16 protein-coding genes and 1 tRNA gene are annotated in these 18,089 nt (G+C 59.3%); 10 read left to right on the top strand and 7 right to left on the bottom strand.

All coding sequences use genetic code 11. The annotated features are described in order from the left end of the window. Window positions 1-32: 32 nt before the first annotated feature. The 4 genes from B7X49_RS09810 to B7X49_RS09795 form a co-directional block, all read right to left on the bottom strand. Entirely contained in the window at window positions 33-2,180 is a 2,148-nt protein-coding gene (locus B7X49_RS09810) for a TonB-dependent receptor (RefSeq protein WP_286839156.1), read from the bottom strand. A gap of 438 nt (window positions 2,181-2,618) precedes the next feature. Continuing rightward, window positions 2,619-5,210, bottom strand: a complete 2,592-nt coding sequence (locus B7X49_RS09805; protein WP_286702600.1) for a TonB-dependent receptor — start codon at window positions 5,208-5,210, stop codon at window positions 2,619-2,621. A 412-nt stretch (window positions 5,211-5,622) separates the two neighbouring features. Then, a complete protein-coding gene (locus B7X49_RS09800; RefSeq protein ID WP_286702601.1) occupies window positions 5,623-6,315 on the bottom strand; it encodes an energy transducer TonB in 693 nt (230 codons plus the stop codon). Window positions 6,316-6,570: 255 nt separating this feature from the next. Further along, complete coding sequence (locus tag B7X49_RS09795; RefSeq protein ID WP_286702602.1) at window positions 6,571-7,443, bottom strand: ATP-binding protein; 873 nt, start codon at window positions 7,441-7,443, stop codon at window positions 6,571-6,573. An 88-nt stretch (window positions 7,444-7,531) separates the two neighbouring features. Here B7X49_RS09795 and yajC point away from each other — a divergent pair, with 88 nt between their 5' ends. Beyond that, entirely contained in the window at window positions 7,532-7,894 is a 363-nt protein-coding gene (yajC, locus tag B7X49_RS09790; protein WP_029311072.1) for a preprotein translocase subunit YajC, read from the top strand. 46 nt (window positions 7,895-7,940) lie between these two features. Here the strand turns inward: yajC and B7X49_RS09785 are convergent, their stop codons facing one another. Beyond that, the gene (locus B7X49_RS09785) at window positions 7,941-8,546 is read right to left on the bottom strand and encodes a superoxide dismutase (RefSeq protein WP_029311071.1); all 606 of its coding nucleotides are present in this window, start codon (window positions 8,544-8,546) and stop codon (window positions 7,941-7,943) included. Between the two features lie 120 nt (window positions 8,547-8,666). On the opposite strand from B7X49_RS09785, the gene B7X49_RS09780 reads away from it, so the two are divergent. The 7 genes from B7X49_RS09780 to B7X49_RS09750 all read left to right on the top strand — a co-directional run bounded on the left by B7X49_RS09780 (window position 8,667) and on the right by B7X49_RS09750 (window position 14,192). Then, window positions 8,667-9,389 carry a squalene/phytoene synthase family protein gene (locus tag B7X49_RS09780; protein WP_286702603.1) on the top strand — a complete coding sequence of 241 codons (723 nt, stop codon included), beginning with the start codon at window positions 8,667-8,669 and terminating at the stop codon, window positions 9,387-9,389. A gap of 47 nt (window positions 9,390-9,436) precedes the next feature. Further along, entirely contained in the window at window positions 9,437-12,169 is a 2,733-nt protein-coding gene (gene gyrA, locus B7X49_RS09775) for a DNA gyrase subunit A (protein WP_286702604.1), read from the top strand. After that, window positions 12,162-12,692: a pantetheine-phosphate adenylyltransferase gene (gene coaD / locus B7X49_RS09770; protein ID WP_286702605.1), complete on the top strand. Its 531-nt coding sequence runs from the start codon at window positions 12,162-12,164 to the stop codon at window positions 12,690-12,692. Before gyrA ends, coaD begins: the two co-directional genes overlap by 8 nt. Further along, window positions 12,689-13,252 carry a peptidylprolyl isomerase gene (locus tag B7X49_RS09765; RefSeq protein WP_286702606.1) on the top strand — a complete coding sequence of 188 codons (564 nt, stop codon included), beginning with the start codon at window positions 12,689-12,691 and terminating at the stop codon, window positions 13,250-13,252. The genes coaD and B7X49_RS09765 overlap by 4 nt, the downstream gene beginning before the upstream one ends. Before the next feature lie 167 nt (window positions 13,253-13,419). Next, window positions 13,420-13,495: transfer RNA gene (locus tag B7X49_RS09760), tRNA-Lys, on the top strand. A 217-nt stretch (window positions 13,496-13,712) separates the two neighbouring features. Continuing rightward, window positions 13,713-13,934 (top strand): hypothetical protein, encoded by a 222-nt coding sequence (locus tag B7X49_RS09755; RefSeq protein ID WP_286702607.1) that lies wholly within the window; start codon window positions 13,713-13,715, stop codon window positions 13,932-13,934. Between the two features lie 75 nt (window positions 13,935-14,009). Next, window positions 14,010-14,192 (top strand): hypothetical protein, encoded by a 183-nt coding sequence (locus tag B7X49_RS09750; RefSeq protein WP_286702608.1) that lies wholly within the window; start codon window positions 14,010-14,012, stop codon window positions 14,190-14,192. 36 nt (window positions 14,193-14,228) lie between these two features. Here the strand turns inward: B7X49_RS09750 and B7X49_RS09745 are convergent, their stop codons facing one another. Further along, a complete protein-coding gene (locus B7X49_RS09745; RefSeq protein WP_286702609.1) occupies window positions 14,229-14,888 on the bottom strand; it encodes a DUF1045 domain-containing protein in 660 nt (219 codons plus the stop codon). A gap of 155 nt (window positions 14,889-15,043) precedes the next feature. On the opposite strand from B7X49_RS09745, the gene B7X49_RS09740 reads away from it, so the two are divergent. Then, window positions 15,044-16,120 (top strand): AbrB family transcriptional regulator, encoded by a 1,077-nt coding sequence (locus tag B7X49_RS09740; protein WP_286702610.1) that lies wholly within the window; start codon window positions 15,044-15,046, stop codon window positions 16,118-16,120. A 42-nt stretch (window positions 16,121-16,162) separates the two neighbouring features. On the opposite strand, the gene B7X49_RS09735 is transcribed toward B7X49_RS09740, so the two are convergent. Further along, complete coding sequence (locus tag B7X49_RS09735) at window positions 16,163-16,336, bottom strand: hypothetical protein (protein WP_286702611.1); 174 nt, start codon at window positions 16,334-16,336, stop codon at window positions 16,163-16,165. Window positions 16,337-16,346: 10 nt separating this feature from the next. On the opposite strand from B7X49_RS09735, the gene B7X49_RS09730 reads away from it, so the two are divergent. Beyond that, the gene (locus B7X49_RS09730) at window positions 16,347-17,579 is read left to right on the top strand and encodes an MFS transporter (RefSeq protein ID WP_286702612.1); all 1,233 of its coding nucleotides are present in this window, start codon (window positions 16,347-16,349) and stop codon (window positions 17,577-17,579) included. Window positions 17,580-18,089 lie beyond the last annotated feature (510 nt).

The raw sequence follows: 18,089 nt of genomic DNA, 5'->3' as shown, positions 1-18,089 counted from the left end.
GGGGAAAAGCCAGTTCGTCACGCTGGTGAATGTCAATGGCCGCCATGGCGGGGGCCACTAGCCCTAGTGGGTGTCTGAGTCAACCGGATAGGCACGGGACCGTGGTTGTAGGTCACGCCGAAATTGCCAAGCCATGTCGGCGCCGAAGTGACCGGGTCGCCCTTGAAAGCATAACCGAACTGACCCTGGAACGGCGTCACGCTGGCTGAATAGCTGTTCAGATAACGTGCCCGGTTGTACGACGCATTTCCAAACAACACAACGCTCGGCGTCAGGCGATACTTGCCCGATGCCTCGACACCACTGAACTGCTGCGCACCAACATTGATGTAAGACGACAAGCCCGTGTTATAATTCGTGAAGAACGAGAAAGCGCTTGTGATCTTCTGGTAGAAATAATCCGCCTTCAAGTACAGGTTCGGCGTGTCATAGCGCAGACCTGCCTGATAGGCATGAACAATTTCCGGTTTCGGCGCAGACGTCGAACTCCCCGCTGAACCCAGCGAGTAATCCGTGGTCGGTGCAAAGCGTGCTCCTTTGCCGTAACTCGCGAATGCAACCATATTATAAGGCAACTGATAACTCACGCCCAAATACGGCTCGGCCGTTTTGCCATAATTCGCAAGCTTGTAGCCCTGCGAATGGAAATAGCTCAAGGGCACCTTGTTCGAGCTGTAGACCCCGGTCAGGCTGATCCCCGGTTCAATCTGCAGCTTGTTGTTCAACAACTCGATCTTGTCGGAAGCGAAAACCGTGTAAATTGTACGCTGTGCACCGCCTCCCAATGCAAAGGAGTTATACCCGGCAATCTGCGGCATCGGGTCGGTGCCATAAATGTATTGCGAACCAGCCGACGTTTCCTTGGCGAACAAACCACCGACCGTGATGTTGTTGACGCCCGCAAAAATGTGGACTCGCGGCGTGAATCCGATCGTCGTCGTATGGCTGTCGGTCTGCGTCGCATTGATGCCCGCATAGGCTTGGCCAAACACGGCGGAGGGATTGTAGGTAAACAAACCCGGCTTGTAGAACGTGTTGCCGGGTCCGAAGTTGCTGGCAGTGTAGAACTGCGACAGGGCCTGACCATCGATGCCATAGGGCTGGGCTGGGTTGTAAACGCTCGGGTTGAACGCGGGCGACAGATAATTGGTCTGGTCGCTCTCGTTGTGAATGTAGAATACTTTCGCGCTGGCGATGACGTTCTGGTTGATATACGTCTGATCACCCAGAATAACGGTTAGGTATTTATCATTCTGACGGTTGTACGTATCCGACTTCGGAAAGTTGAAGCTGGCGCCGTTCTGCTGCAATTCCGGCACCGGCAACGGCGAGGTGAGCACGTATCCCTGACCGCGATTGTAGATAACGTCCGCGGTAAGATGTGACAGCCCGTCGTCGTAAGGCTTATCGAGCGCCAACAACAAATCGCCATAGCGCGCATTGGTATTATCGATATAGCCCGCAGTATAGGATTGGCTATAGCGAAACAGCGCCCGAATGCCGTCGATCTGGTTCTTGTAAGCGCCAGTGTTCAGCTCAAAGCCCAAATGGCTGGTATCAAACGAACCATACCCGCCAAAAATCTCAGCGCTCGGCGTTGAGCTCGGCTTTTTCAGCGTATAGGCAATCGTACCGCCAATGGTCGCAAAACCCTGTCGGTTCGGCGGCGCAACACCCGGATACACGGCAGTGCCCGAAAGTTGTCCCAAAGTGACCGGGGAGCCGACGTTGTTGTTCAGGAAGGACCCCTGGCCGCCGGAAAGCAGATCCTGCAACGGAATGCCGTCGAGTGTCTGAGCCAGCTGACTGTTACGAACGCCACGAATCGTCAGAACCGGAACAGCCTGGCCAAGGCCCTGCTGATACTCGTTCACCGAAGGCGTTTGCTTCAAAAGACTCTGAATGGAGCCGCTCGTGCCCTCCGCCTCGATTTGATGCTTGTCAATGAAGGACACCGCGGCGGCGATATTCTTTTCCTTGAGCAGAAGCCGGTGATAAATCTTGCGGATCTTCGCAATATGAACTGCCTGTGCGCTCGGCGTGCCGGAACCAGTCGGCAAAATCGGCGCGGCGCCGGCGTCAGGTGTGCTCGGTACAATGATCGGGGCCGGCGCGCTCTGCGCCCAGACCCGCGCCGAAAACACCATGCCGCTCGCAACCGAGCAGGCGGTGATCAGCAAAATTCGCTTGCGCGATGTTCCCACTTGCATAGACAACTCCCAGGGCCCCCGAAGGACCATTGAACCCAATTCCCGTCGCGCACCGCATGACACGATCAACGCGTTGCAGAGCTGCGTATGTCGCATGGGCTGATTTCAGCTGCCAAGAGCACAAGGAACACGCCCCAAATATTTACGTATTCGTATCATTATAATTTTGCGTCCTAGAGAGCGACTGGCAGCGGCATTGTTACCAAAATTTGCGGAATAATGATCAAATAAGTCCGTCACAAAAACGCCACATAACGATTTATTGCCGAGTCCAATTTGTGTTGCAAAAAAATCACGTCTTTCAGATACTTATTTGGACACAATTGTCCACAAACTGGCTGCCCATTTTTTCATCAGCTCAAAAAAAACCGGCCCAAAGGCCGGTTTTTAGAGCAATGAGTTTAAACCTCAGAACCGCGCGGTCACATTGAAGAAAATACTCCGTGGAATGACGTTATAAGCGGAAGCATAAGTTGGCGTTAACGCAAAGCCGCCATTTTGGGGAAGCTCAGCCGGTGCCAGGAAATAATGCTGATATGCGTGCAGTCCGAGGAGATTCTGAACATTCAAGGAGAATTTCAGATATTGGAGATGGTCATAACCATGCATCTGCAATTTATAGCTAAGAAACATGTTCATGGTGAGGTAGCCGGGCAGGCGGAAATGCGGGATCGGTGGGTATCCACCCAATGAATTCGCAAGATTAGCCTGCGCCGATGGAACATACGGGATTGTCGCCAAAGCAAGAGTGCTGTTGGGACCCAAGGGAGAAATTTGAGGTGAATTAGGCAACTGCGGCGGCAAATCGCCCGTGATCACCTGTTGGCCAGTATAGTGCCCCCCGATCCGGGCCGAGTAAGGGCCGTTCTCATAGTCTAGTCCAAAATTTCCCGTGTAATTCGGTACGGATGTAAGCGGGTTACCTTTAAATACATACCCGAATTGCCCCTGGAAAGGCGTGTCGTTCGCGTAGTACTGATTCAGATAATTTGACTGATTGTGAGCAAAGTTTCCGTAAAACTCCAAATCATGAGTGAGTTTGATCTTTGCGGAGGCCTCCTGGCCACGAAACTGTTGAACACCGATGTTTATGTTCGAGGACACGCCGGTCTGATAGTTTGTGTAGAACGAGAACGCACTTGTCAGCTTCTGGTAAAACTCATCTACGCTGAAATAAAGGTTAGGGGTATCATACCGCAAACCTGCCGTATACGCGTGCAGAATCTCTGGTTTCGGTGCGCTGGTTGAGCTAGAAACTCCCCCGGCCGACGCCGTCCCGAGAGAATAGTCGGCAATTGGCGCATAGCGGGCTCCTTTGCCGTATTCGGCGTAAACAATGAAATTATGAGGCAGATCATATGTGACGCTTAAGTACGGGTCGGCCTGACTTCCAAAATTCTGGAGCTTGTAATTACCCGTCGGGTTTAGTGCGCTCGTCTGGGAGTAGGAGAAAGCAGCTATCGTACTGCTATAAACCCCAGTTAGAGAAATACCGGGCTCAATGTGCAGTTTATTGTTGAGGAGGTTGAGTTTGTCCTGAAGGAAAACCGAATAGATTGTCCGCTGTGATCCACCGCCAAACGAAAACGAATTATACCCGATCTGCTCCGGCATTGGTATCGAGCCGTATACATATTCGGCGCCACTTAGGGCCATCTCCTTGGTGAATATGCCGCCGACAGTGATGTCGTTATGTGGCAAGAAAATGTTAGCTCTAGGCGTAAAGCCGACCGTTTGAGTTCCGCCCGTGATCACTTCGGCCGATTCACCGGCGGTGTAACTGCCAAACGTTTTCACTGGGTCATAAGTGAAATATCCCGGCTTGTAGTAAAAGTTGCCGGGTCCAAAATTCGCACCATAGGAAAAATAGGGAACCTGGAATGTAACCTGATATGGAAACGCCGGATTGTATGCGACTGAATTACCTTGCTGATAGCTGGTGAATTTAGTCGGCTGCCTTAGGTAGAACAGGCTTCCGCTAAGGATCAAATGCGGATTGATATACGTCGTATCGTGGATGATTGCGGTAAGATATTTATTGTTCTCGCGCGAGTACGTGAGCGAGTGAGGGAAATTATAACTGTAGCTATTCTCGTTGATCAAAGGAACAGCCAGCGGTGCGGTCACAATATAACCGTCTGCGCGATTATAAATTACCGTCGCAGATATGTGCGACAATCCCTCATCGTATGGTTTGTCGACCTCAAACAGCATGTCACCCGAGCGGATTGAATTTTTGTCCGGAAAGCCGCTCGTGAAAGATTGATTATACCGCAGCAACACGCGGGGCGCATCCACACCGGGCCCGATGTTGCCGGTGTTGATTTCAAACCCTGCGTTGCTGGAATCGAAGGACCCAATGCCACCGAACAGTTCGGCATAGGGGTGCGCAGTCGGTTTTTTCGTCTCGTAGGCAATGGTTCCACCTACCGTCGCAAACCCCTGCCGATCTGGTGGCGCCACACCCGGATACACCGTCGTACCACCCAACTGACCAAGGGTAACCGGCGATCCAACGTTGTTGTTGAGGAATGCGCCTTGGCCACCTGACAACAAATCCTGCAACGGAACGAGGCCGTTTAATGTCTCGGCTAGCTGCGAATTGCGGACGCCGCGGATCGTCAGTTCAGGCACGCCCTGGCCGATGTTTTGCTGATAGGAATTGACCGACGGTGTTTGCTTCAGCAACGACTGGATGGAGCCGCTCTGGATTCCCTCAGCGGCGATTTGCTTAGTGCTGATCACCGACACAGCAGTCGCAAGGTTCTTCTCTTTGAGCAGGAGCTCGTGATAGATCTTCCTGATCTTTGCAATATGAATTGCCTGCGCGTTCGGCGTGGTCATCCCGCCTGGGACGATCGGCCCCGTGCCGGTTTCAGGCACAATAACCGGCGCCGGCGCAGTTTGACCCCAGACCCTTGCCGAAAACACCACGCCGGATGCAACGGAGCACGCGGTCAGAACAAATAATCGGCCATGACCCGATCGCAATTTTATCATTCAAAGCTCCCAGTTGATCAGAGGACATATGACCAGCCAAAATCATTAAGCATGGCAGGTGCGCATATAATTTCTGGCTGGCGGCTTTTTGTATATGACTTTTTGGCCACATTAACCGAGACGTTTAGCGATTTGGCGTGTTTTCGGCCAGCTCGCCCCAGCTTACCGTAACGATTTGTAAGTTTCATTCTTGTTACAGTTATATGAAGAAACAATATTCCGGTATTTAAGATTTTTTTGTTATTTGGTGCATGACACAGATCGAATCACAAAAGTGTGAGTATGTGCGGCGTCCGGATTGTCTTCACAAATTGCTTAAAAATCTGCGCAAAGTGATCAAAACAATATCAAACGCATAAAAAAACCCCACCAATGGTAGGGTTTTCTGTAGGACGCTTGTAATCGAACGGCTCTATTGCTCCGCGTCGATTTCCACCGGCAGGGCAAACACCTTGTTCTGCGTTCCAGGAAACCCCGGAAAATGGTGGTGCAGTACCGTCTCAAGCGCCGATTTGTCTATCAGCGGATTGCCGCTGCTCTTATAAACCGATGCCGAGACCAAATGCCCGCTCGGCGTAAGCGTGAATTCGATATACGCGGTGCCGTGCAAATTGAGCATCTTCATCGCCCGGCTGATTGGCACTTCCTGTTGCAGCGGCGCACGCAGGCCGGCCGCATAGGCGTTGAAGTTGAACGGCGGCTGCTTCGGCGCCGGCGGTGGGGCTGGCGGCGGCGGTGGTTTTTTCAGCGGCGGCGGTGGCTTGTGATGAATGATCACATGCTTGACCGGCACCGGAATCTTGGTCGGCCGCGGTGAAACATGCTGGATAACCGGGTGAATGATCGGCTTGGGCACCGGCACGGGCACCGGCGGCGGCGGAATTGGCAATGGCGGTGGCGGCTTCGGCCGCGGCAGGGTGACCATATGAACATAGGTGGTCGGTACCACCGGCTTCTTTACGTGCGGCAAATGCGTTCCCGCATAGAAAATACCGCCAAGCACCACCGCCATCACGGTGATACTGACGATCGTGGCCCGTGTCAGACCAAGTTCATCGGGTTCCCACGGCGGCAGCGCGCCGTTCATTGTTGCACTATCCAGCATCAGCAGGCTCTCCAGCCAAGTCGTCGGTTGCAAATATGCCGCATCAGGCGTGATGCTTCATCATAATTCAGCGTCTGTAATCCGTTTGCCATACGCGATGTCAAGCAATGCGCGTGCCGGAATTTCCCGCGCGGCCAGCGCTGCGCGCAATAAAGACCTGCTTGCAGCGGGCGGATTACGCGACCCCACCCGTTAGATTACCAAGACTTGCGTGTGAATGCGCCATATCGCAACATTCGCAAATAATAAATTTTTTCAAGAATCCCGTTCATCGAGCGCGATCGGGTGACCCAACCGCCCCGCCAGATCCTGAATGAACTGCCAGGCGACCCGCCCGGACCGCGCGCCACGCGTGACCGACCATTCCACCGCCTCGGCCTGCAGCGTCGCCGCATCAATCGGCAGCGCGAACCGCGCGGCATACCCCTCGATCATCGCAAAAAAAGTCGCCTGGTCGCAGTTGTGAAATCCGATCCAGATGCCGAACCGGTCCGACAGCGACACTTTTTCCTCGGTCGCCTCCGAAGGGCTGATCGCGGTACTGCGCTCGTTCTCGATCATGTCGCGCGGCATCAGATGCCGCCGGTTGGACGTTGCGTAGAACAGCACGTTTTCCGGCCGCCCCTTGATCCCGCCGTCCAGCACCGATTTCAACGCCTTATAGTCGGCATCCTCACGTTCGAATGAAAGATCATCGCACAAAACCAAGGTTCTGCGTGATTGCGGCCGGATGATGTCCAGTAGATCGGGTAAGGTCGCGATATCCTCGCGATGGATTTCGATCAGTGCCAGACTTTCGGGCAATTCGGCATTCGCCGCCGCGTGCGCCGCCTTCACGAGCGATGATTTGCCCATGCCACGCGCGCCCCACAGCATGGCGTTGTTGGCCGAAAACCCACGCGCGAACCGCATGGTGTTTTCAAGCAGGATCTGCTTCTGCCGGTCGACCCCGCGCAACAACCCGATATCGACGCGTGAAACCCGCGCCACCGGTTCCAGCGTACGCCGCGCCGGATGCCAGACGAACGCGTCATGCCCGTATAACGAGGCCGGGGCAGGGGGCTCGGGCGCCAAGCGCTCCAGCGCTGCGGTGATGCGGGTAAGCAGATCAATCGTCGTTTGGTTCATTTGGGTTCCTGACTTGACGCGGCGGGTCGGCAAACTATGGTCCCGCGCGACGCAGGACAACCACCGATTTCACATCAGGATACCACGCATGTTCATTGCTACCGCCTACGCCGCCGATGCCGCCCCTGCCGCTGGCGGCATGTCGGCCATTTTCAGCTTCGCACCGCTGGTTCTCATCGTCATCGTCTTCTACTTCATTCTGATCCGGCCGCAGCAGCAGCAGGCCAAGGCCCTGAAGGGACGCTTGGCGGGCATCCGGCGCGGCGACAAGGTGGTCACCGGCGGAGGCTTCATCGGCCAGGTCGCCAAGGCGGTTGATGGTGCGGAGGAAATCGAGGTTGATATCGCGCCGAACGTGCGGGTTACGGTGCTGCGCAGCACGATCAGCACGGTGCTGACCGAAACCAAGCCGGACGCAAAAATCGCCGAGGTCAAAAAGCCGGCAAAGTAAGGCAGCGCTTCTTTTTCCATAAAAAAGAAGCGCTGCCCCCGATTTATTAACCCATCAGATGCTCGGCGTAGGCATAATGGGCAATCTTATCGAGCCAGTTGGTCACATAATCCGGCCGGCGGTTCCGGAAATCCAGATAATAGGAATGTTCCCACACATCGATGCCGAGGAGTGCGGTGCCCTCCTTGGTGGCGAGCGGGTTGGAGCCGTTCGGCGTTTTCGTCACCGCGAGCTTGCCGGCCGGTGTCAGGATCAGCCAGGCCCAGCCCGAGCCGAACTGCGTGGTCGCCGCGGTCTTGAACGCGTCCTTGAACTTGTCGACCGAGCCGAAATCCTCGGTCAGTTTTGCCTCGAGCTTGGCAGGGATCTTGCCGCCATCGGTCGGCGACATCGCCGGCCAGAACAGATTATGGTTCCAATGCTGGCCGGCATTGTTGAACACCGGCGCCATATCGGCCTTGCCATGCGTGTGATGAATGATCTCTTCGAGCGTCTTGCCCTGCAATTCGGCGTTCTTCTCAACAAAGCCGTTCAGCGCCGTCACATAGGCCTGATGGTGCTTGTCGTGATGCAGTTCCAGCGTCTCCTGGCACATGCCATGAGCGACGAGTGCCGCGTGAGAATAAGGTAGTGCGGGAAGTTCGAATGCCATGATGGCACCTCCGATCCTGGTTGGGATTCTGTGTCCGTGCCGGCGCGCGAACCGCACCGGTTGCGTGCACGGTAGCTATGGTTCAGGCCGTGCCGCGTCAAGCTTCGATCGCGTTCGGCAATGACCGACGACGAACTGGCCGCCCTGGTCCGCCGTGCCGACCCCGACCGTTTTCTCGGTGCGATGTTCGCGCCGGCGCCGCCACGGCGCGATCTGCTTATTCTGTACGCATTCAACCACGAACTGGCCCGCGCCCGCGAGGTTGCCAGCACCGCCCCGCTCACCCTCATCCGGCTGCACTGGTGGCGCGAAGTGGTCGAAGGCGCCGTGCGCGAGCATCCGATCGCCCGGCTTCTACGTGATGCCCTGGACCGTAATGCGTTCGCGCCAGCCGACCTGATCGCACTGATCGATGCCAGGGAGGCCGAAGCCGAGCCGATTCCCGATCGGCCGGCCTTCATGGCCTATGTGCGTGGCACGTCCGGCCGCCTCGCCGCCCTGGCCGGCGGCGTGCTGGGTGTCATCGACGATATCGAACCGACGACGCTCGAATCCATCGGCACCGGCTATGCGATCGCGCGCATCCTCGCCACAGCAAAGTCCCTGAGCCAGTACGGTCGCGATCTTTTGCCGCAGGATGGCACTGATCCGATCGCGCTGGCCCGCACCGCAACCGCGCTGGTATCGATCCGCCTGCCGCGCGCGGCGATGCCGATCGCCACCCTGGCAATCCTCGCCCGGCAGGATCTTTCCCGACTGTCCCGTGGTAGAGCGTCGAACGCCCGCGGCATCGGCGACCGTATCGCCGTCCTGTCAGGCGCATTCATCCGTGCCTTCATGTAAACGGCGGCGCACTCGCCCCCACACCCCGAAAATGATATGACACAGACATGACCGACCAATCCGACACCACTGAAGGCCCGCGCGGCCTCTCGCCCGTGACCATTGAGCAGGAAATGCGCCGTTCCTACCTCGATTACGCCATGTCCGTGATCGTCTCGCGCGCGCTGCCGGATGCGCGCGATGGGCTGAAGCCGGTACATCGCCGCATCCTGTACGCCATGGCCGAATCGGGCAACACGCCGGACAAACCCTATCGCAAATCGGCCCGCATGGTCGGCGAGGTGATGGGCAAATATCACCCGCATGGCGATTCCGCGATTTACGACGCCGCCGTCCGTATGGCCCAGAGCTTTTCCATGCGCGTCCGCCTGATCGACGGCCAGGGCAATTTCGGCTCGGTCGATGGCGACCCGCCGGCCGCGATGCGCTATACCGAAGCCCGCCTGGCCGATGCCGCAATGGCGCTGCTGACCGATATCGACCGCGATACCGTTGATTTCCAACCGACCTATGACGAATCCGACTCCGAACCCCGCGTGCTGCCGGCCTCCTACCCCAACCTGTTGGTCAACGGCGGCAACGGCATCGCGGTCGGCATGGCGACCAATATCCCGCCGCATAATCCCACCGAAATCATCGACGCCACGCTGCATCTGCTCGAACATCCCGAAGCGACGCTCGACGATCTGATGAAAATCGTCCCCGGCCCGGATTTCCCGACCGGTGCCATGATCCTCGGCCGGTCCGGCATACGCAACGCCTTCGAAACCGGCCGCGGCAGCATCGTCATCCGCGCCCGCGCCGTCATCGAGGAGATCCGCAAGGATCGGCTCGCTATCGTGGTCAGCGAACTGCCGTATCAGGTCAACAAGGCCAATCTGCTCGAACGAATCGCCGAACTGGTCCGCAATAAGGAAATCGAGGGCATTTCCGACCTGCGCGACGAAAGCGATCGTGACGGTATGCGCATGGTGGTCGAACTCAAACGCGATGCCACGCCCGAAGTGGTGCTCAACCAGCTCTACCGTTTCACCCAGCTGCAAACCGGCTTTGCCATCAACATGCTCGCGCTCGATGGCGGCCGGCCACGCCAGCTCGGCCTGCGTGATGCGCTGGATTGTTTCATCACCTTCCGCGAAGACGTCATTCTGCGCCGCGCCCGGTTCGACCTGAACAAGGCCCGCGACCGCGCGCATATATTGGTTGGTCTCGGCATCGCGGTCGCCAATATCGACGATGTCATCGCCCTGATCCGCGCCGCCCCCGATGCCGCCGCCGCCCGCGCCGGGCTGATGGCGCGCGACTGGCCGGCCGGCGATGTCTTGCCGCTGCTCGCCTTGATCGACGATCACGGCAATCAGGTCACCGCCGCCGGCACGGTCCGCCTCACCGAAGCGCAGGCGCGCGGCATATTGGAATTGCGCCTGCAACGCCTCACCGGCCTCGAACGCGACAAAATCCAAGCCGAACTGCGCGAAGTCGGCGAAAAAATCGGCGAGTTGCTCGAAATCATCAGCTCGCGCCCGCGCCGGCTCGAAGTGATGCGCGAGGAACTCCATGCCGTGCGCGCCCGCATCGGCTCGCCGCGGCTGACCAGCATCGAAGACAGCGTCGCCGACCAGGACGATGAAAGCCTGATCGAGCCGGGTCAGATGGTCGTCACCATGACGCGCGATGGGTTCATCAAGCGCACGCCGCTCGATATGTTCCGCGCCCAGAACCGCGGCGGGCGGGGCAGGGCGGCGGCCTCGATGCGCGGTGACGATGTGATTACCCGCAGCTTCAACGCCCATACCCATCAATTCGTGCTGTTCTTCAGCAAGGGCGGCAAGGTGTTCCGCGAAAAAGTCTGGCGCCTGCCTGAATCGGCCCCGGCCGCCAAGGGCCGGGCGATTGTGAACATCCTGCCCGAACTCAACGGCGATGCCGTCACCACCGTGCTGCCGCTGCCGCAGGATGAAACCCTGTGGAACGATCTGCACCTGGTTTTCGCGACCGCTTCGGGCAATGTCCGGCGCAACCGCCTGGCCGATTTCCGCAATGTGCGCTCTTCGGGCCTGATCGCGATGAAGCTGGACGAGGGCGATCATCTGGTCGGCGTCGCCACCTGCCGCGAGGGCGACGACGTGTTCCTGGCAACCCGCCTGGCCCGTTGCATCCGGTTTCAGATCACCGACGACACGCTGCGGGTCTTCGCCGGGCGCGACTCCAACGGCGTGCGCGGCATCCGACTAGCGGCAGGCGATGAAGTCATTTCGCTCTCCGTACTCCGCCATGTCGATGCCACGGTCGATGAACGTGCCGCCTATCTGAAACTTGCTGCCGCCCAGCGCCGCAATGGCGAGGAGTCCGAGGCTGAGCCCGCTGATCAGGACGAAGTCGCCGCCGAAATCACGTTGGCCGCCGAACGCGCCGCCCAACTCGCCGAGCAGGAGGATATGCTGCTCACCGTCACGACCGGCGGCTTCGGTAAGCGCTCGTCCGCCTATGAATATCGCGTCACCGGCAGGGGCGGGCAGGGGATCACCAACATCACCCTGGCACCCCGCAATGGCCGCGCCGTGGCCGCAACCTTCCCGGTCCGCGCCGGCGATGACATCATGCTGGTCACCGACCATGGCAAGCTGATCCGCGCCCCGATCGATCAGGTCCGCATCACCGGCCGGCAGGCGATGGGCGTCACCCTGGTGCGCGTCGACAAGGACGAACAGGTCACCAGCGTGTTCCCGGTGATCGACGACGGTGAGGATGCCGAGGGGAGCGATATCGAGAATGTCTGATCGCGCTCGCTCCGAGTGCACCGGGTTGACCGGTCTATACCCCGGCACGTTCGACCCGATCACCAACGGCCATATCGACATCATTACCCGCGCCGCCTCGCTCTGCGCACGTCTGGTAATCGGCGTCGCGCGCAATGCAGGCAAAGGGCCGCTGTTCCCGAGTGACGAGCGGGTCGAACTGGTCCGCGCCGAAATCGAGCCGATCGCCGCGCGCACCGGAACGATCATCGAGGTACGCGCGTTCGATTCGCTGCTGATTGCCTTCGCAAACGAGCTTGGCGCGCATGTGATCGTCCGCGGGTTGCGCGCGGTCTCCGATTTCGACTACGAGTTCCAGATGGCCGGTATGAATGCGCGTCTTGACCAGAATATCGAGACGATCTTCCTGATGGCGAGCGAACGCCAACAGTTCATCTCGTCGCGCTTTGTCAAGGAAATCGCGCAACTGGGCGGCGACATATCTAGCTTCGTACCGAAATTGACCTTGGAGAGAACCCTTCGCCGGGTTGGTAGAACCACATGATCACACGACGCACCCTGACACGCACCACAATGGCCGCCGCGGCGGTCTCACCCTTTGCTGGAGTTCTTATGTCCGAGACTGCTGCTGCCGCCGATCTGGCCAATACGATCTACCTGACGCTGCCGTCCGGCCGCGTCACCATCGTCCTCCGCCCCGATCTGGCGCCAAAAACCTGCGCCCAGATCAAGACCTTGACAGGGCAGGGGTTCTATAACGGCTGCGAGTTCTTTCGCGTCATCGCCGGCTTCATGGCCCAGACCGGCGACCCGTCGAACACCGGCACCGGCGGCAGTCCGCTGCCCAACGTGCCCGCTGAATTCACTACGAAAGCCAGTTTCCTCACCGGCGCGCTTGGGATGGCCCGCACCAACGACCCCAACAGCGGCAACAGCCAATTCTTCATCTGCTTCGCGCCGGCCACCTTCCTCGATGACAAATACACCCTGTTCGGTCAGGTGACGGAAGGCATGGAATTCGTCGACCAGATCAAAAAGGGCCAGGGCCAGAGCGGCCGCGTGGCCGACCCGACCAAGATCATCAAGATGGAACTCGCCGCTTAAACCTGTTTACCAAATGTTAAGCCCGGCCGATTTCATGGCTCCGTTGCAGACCGAAATGACGGAACATGGTGCCGCAATGATCGGTTGGGCTTGACGAACCGGCCAAGAATTGGTCATTGCGGCTTCACCGCAGCATTGGCGTTCAGCGGTAGTTGCCGTTTTGGTGAGAGCCTGTAGCTCAGCTGGTAGAGCACGAGACTTTTAATCTTGGGGTCGAGGGTTCGATTCCCTCCGGGCTCACCAAAACCCCCTTCAAAAACTGGCCCAATCATGCGTTGCGGCTGCTGCCAAATTTCGGCGGGCCGCAACGACTGTGTCCGATCCAAGGCATCGGCAAAATTCATACCGTAGACGTATGAGTATTAGAGCGAATGGCCGGCTTAATACATCTCATGGTTAGAGTTATCTCTTCCGGCAGAGCAGGGAACCCCCTGCATCGTTTGACCAAGGAGAGACTCCCATGCGTAAATTTGCCCTTCTGGCTTCAGTTCTAACCGTCGCCGGCGCATTTGCGCCGGTGGCCGCAAACGCCGCGGTTGGCACGTCGATTTATCAGCCCAGCCCGATCATCGTCCACGCGCCCTCGAACGCCGCGACCGTAAAGCACGCAAAGCTGGCCGACGGCCGTACGGTTCACACCGATCAGTTGGACACCATCCAGCGCAACCGTGCCACCGCCTGAACTCCCACTGCCATCTGACCGGCTCACGCCTGCCAGATGGCAGTTCCCCATCCACGTAAATCTAGGATTTTTGCCATGACCAAAATGACCTTCATCGCCGTCGTCGCAGCGACCCTCAGCCTCGCAACGCCCCTGATCGCACAGGCCGCGCCGTCACCGACGCAGCATGACCAGCTCGTCCAGAAGATCAACAACGCCTACGGCACGCAATTTGCCACGAACGCCCCGTCCGTCACCGCGCCTGGCTCTAACCGCTAAACAAACCAAGTGGACGCCCGTATAGGGCGTCCGCTGCTACGACGCCCCCAGCGGAATGCGCGTGATCAGTTCGAACGCAGCACCCGGCGCCGGCTCCCGATAGATCGCCACACTGTCAATCGCCCTCGGCGCCGCGCAGGCCGCACCGAAATACTGCCGTGCGGCCGCCTCGATCGGATGCGGCACGGCCAGCCGCTCGCTCAGCGTCATATGAAACCGCCACTGTTCGAGCACATACGGATATCCAAAGCGCCTCAGATACGCCTCGCCTGCCGCATCCAACCCCACCGCGCGCTGTGCCACAAGGTCCGCACTCTCGCCGATCCGATGATGGTCGAGACCGACCACGCACGCATCCGCAAGAGCCCGTAACGGCGCCGAAGGCGCGGCTTCGACCAAGGCCAGAAACCCGTCCAACCGGGCCACGGTAAACCTCGGCGCATCGAACGGTACGATGGCGCGGGCGAGCGCCCGCACATCGTCGATCAACCGGTCCAACCCATGCGCCAACGCCATCGGCGGCTTCAGCGTCGCATGAAACCCGTAGCGGCGCGGCGAGGCGGTTGCCGCCACCAGCCCCTCGATATCGGGCTGCACGATACCAAGCCTCGCCTCCGGATCGCGCCCAAGCCACGCCGTGCCGGCGCGCCACAGCGGATCGTCCGCGGCCGGCGCATAGTAAACCGCCGCCCGCATCACCAAAGGCTCAATGGGTCTGACATCATGCGACTTCTGTATCCCAGTTCTGCGCCGGGGGGTAAATCGCCTGAATCTCATTGTTCAACGTTCATCGTCATGGCAGTAATACAGACATATCGCCGAATGATCGGACTGATGACATCATTATGGCCATGACAGCGGGGTTCCCGGCGCGCGGGGGCGGGCAGTTGCCGCGTTGGATCGGGTTGATCGCAGTCACCCTCGTAGTGACCATCGGCCTCACCGCGATCCATGTGCCCTCCGCCGCATTATTTGCCGCCCTGTTCGTGGCCACCATAGCGGCGCTCTGCAATCTCGCACCCTCCGCCGTACCGGTGCGCGCCGTCACCATGGCGCAGGCCGTGCTCGGCGTCATGATCGGCATGCTGGTGAAAACCTCCACCATGCAGGCGCTCGGCGCGCATATCCTGCCGGTGTTGCTGGTCACCGTGGTGACGCTGTTCGTCAGCATGGCGGCGGGCGTCCTGCTCAGCCTCCGGCACGATGTCGACCCGATCACCGGTGCGCTGGCCCTGACCACCGGCGGCGCCTCGGCCATTGTGTCGCTGGCGGCGCAACTCGGCGGTGACGATCGCATGGTCGCGATCGTGCAATATCTGCGTGTCGGCATCGTCACCGCGAGCATGCCGCTGGTCGTGGCCCTGCTGTTCCACCCTGAGCACCACGCCGCCGCCCACGCCCCAGGAATAGCCCACCACGCCGCTTGGTATGTCGGAATCGGCGTGCTCGTGGTCAGCGGCGTGCTGGGTGTCGCACTCGCCGCGCTCACCCGCCTGCCGGCCGGCACCCTGCTCGGCCCCATGCTGATCGCCGCCGCATTCACGCTCAGCGGCATCGCGAAGGGCGCAATCGTGCCGTTTCCGCTGATTGCGATCGCCTACGCCTTGATCGGCTGGCAGGCCGGCGTGCGCTTTACCATGGCTCGGCTGAAACAAGTCGGCCGCACGCTGCCTGCCGCAACCGCGCTGATCATCCTGGTCAATCTGATCTGCGCCGGTCTGGGCTATCTGCTGGCCGACCTCGCCGGCGTCAGCGCTTACGATGGCTACCTCGCCACCGTGCCCGGCGGCATCTACGCGGCCCTCGCGCTCGCCATATCGAGCCGTACCGATGTCACCTTCGTCCTGGCGGTCCATGTCCTGCGGGTGATCTTGATGATGATTGCGATGCCGATTTTCGCGCGCCTGCTGCGCCGCTACGCCAGCTAGCGCGATGCGCCTGTCACCGTATCCGTCGATAAATGATATGGATCAATAACGAATTAAAATTGCAGCGCGATTGCCGCCGGAGCGTTCAGCTGCCATCGCGCCGGCGGCAACAGCCTCGCAGCGCCGACCAGGAGAGACAACGCACATGCAAGCGATCAACGCCAGCGGACCCGTTCCAACAACAAAACAAATCACGAAGGTCGCGATCGCCAGCATCGTCGGTTCGGTGATCGAACAGTACGATTTCCTGGTCACCGGCATCATCGCCGCAACCGTCTGGGGCGGCATCTTCTTCAAGCTCCACGCGCTCGCCGCCGTCGCCGCCGCAATCGGCGTCTACGGCATCGGCATCATGATACGCCCCGTCGGCGCCTACATCTTCGGCAATATCGCCGATCGCGCCGGCCGCAAGAACGCCCTGGTCTACGCCCTCGTGCTGATGGGTGTCAGCACCCTCCTGATCGGCCTGACCCCAACCTACGCCACCATCGGGGTCGCCGCCCCCATCCTGCTGATCGTGTTTCGTCTCGCCCAGGGCATCAGCTTCGGCGCCGAGTTCGGCACCGCATCCACCTGGGTGATCGAACAGGCGGCAAATTCCAAATACCGCGCCTTCTGGGGCGCCTGGGTCGGTTTTGCCATCCCGATCGGCCTGCTGCTGGGCTTCGGGTCCGTGATTTTCGTCAAATCGCTGATGTCCGAGGCCGATTTCATCGCCTACGGCTGGCGCATCTTCTTTTTCATCGGCTTCGCCGTCGCCATCGTCGGCCTCGTCATCCGCCTGCGCACCGAGGACAGCTATCTGTTCGAATCGCTGCGCAGCGAGCGCAAGGTGCTCGATTATCCGGCCGCGCGCGTCTGGCGCGAAATGCCGCTGCGGATCCTGCGCACATCGGTGGTCAACGCCATGTTCAGCGGCGCATTCTTTCTCTGCTTCGTCTTCGGCACCAGCTACATGAAAGTGGTCGGCTTCACCGCCGGCCAGGCCGAAGGGATCGGGCTGATTGCCGCCGCCGCAATGCTGATGTTCATGATCATCGGCGCCTTCCTGGCCGACCGGCTCAGCCGCCGCACCGTTCTGCTCACCTCTGCCATCGTGTTTCTGATTTTCGCGATTCCGTATTTCTATCTGATCAACACGCATGAACTCGTCCTCGCCGCGATTGCCGAAATCATCGGCTTCGGCTTCGTGTTCGGCTTCGGCTACGGCGCGATACCGGCCTTCTACACCGAGAATTTCCCGACCCGCTACCGCGACTCGGGTGCGAGCGCCGGCTACCAGATCTCGCAGGTCTATGGCGGCGGTCTGATCCCAATTCTCGCCGGCCTCATCCTCCACAGTGTCGGCATCAAGCACGCCTTCATCTATATCGGCCTGCTCGTGATGGCGTATGCGCTGATGGCGATCGTCGCGATCCTTTCCACTCACGAAACCAAGGGGATCGATCTGTCCGATTGATCACGACACCTCGCCGGCTGCCGAACCATGACCACATCGCCGAGCGACATGAAAGCCACGAAAATCGAAACCACGACGTGGGATGTGCTGGTCGTGGGCGGCGGCAACGCGGCCCTCTGCGTGGCCATCACCGCCCCCGAAGCCGGTCCCGCGTCGTGCTGCTCGAACACGCCATCTGCATTTCGCGGCGGCAATTCGCGCCACACCCGCCATCTCCGCGCCGTGCACGATGCACCGCACGGCGTGCTGATCGATAGCTACGGTAAGGACGAATACTGGGACGATCATATTTCTGGTCGAGCGCCCCGGTCATTCTCGGCGTCATCGGCGGGGCAGGGCTGCTGGTCGGCACCTCCGGGCCGCTCGGCCTGCAATTCACCACCGACTCCGCACCAACCCTCGCGCTGCTGGTATTCCGCACCACCGCGGCGATGGGCCCCCTGCTGGCGCTGCACCTCGGATTCATTCTCGCGCTGTTCGCGTTGCTGCGCTACATCAAATTCGTCCACG

The sequence above is a fragment of the Acidiphilium sp. 34-64-41 genome (genome assembly GCF_002282635.1).
GTDB classification, from domain to species: Bacteria; Pseudomonadota; Alphaproteobacteria; order Acetobacterales; family Acetobacteraceae; genus Acidiphilium; species Acidiphilium rubrum.
This window is presented reverse-complemented; position numbering and strand designations above follow the sequence as displayed.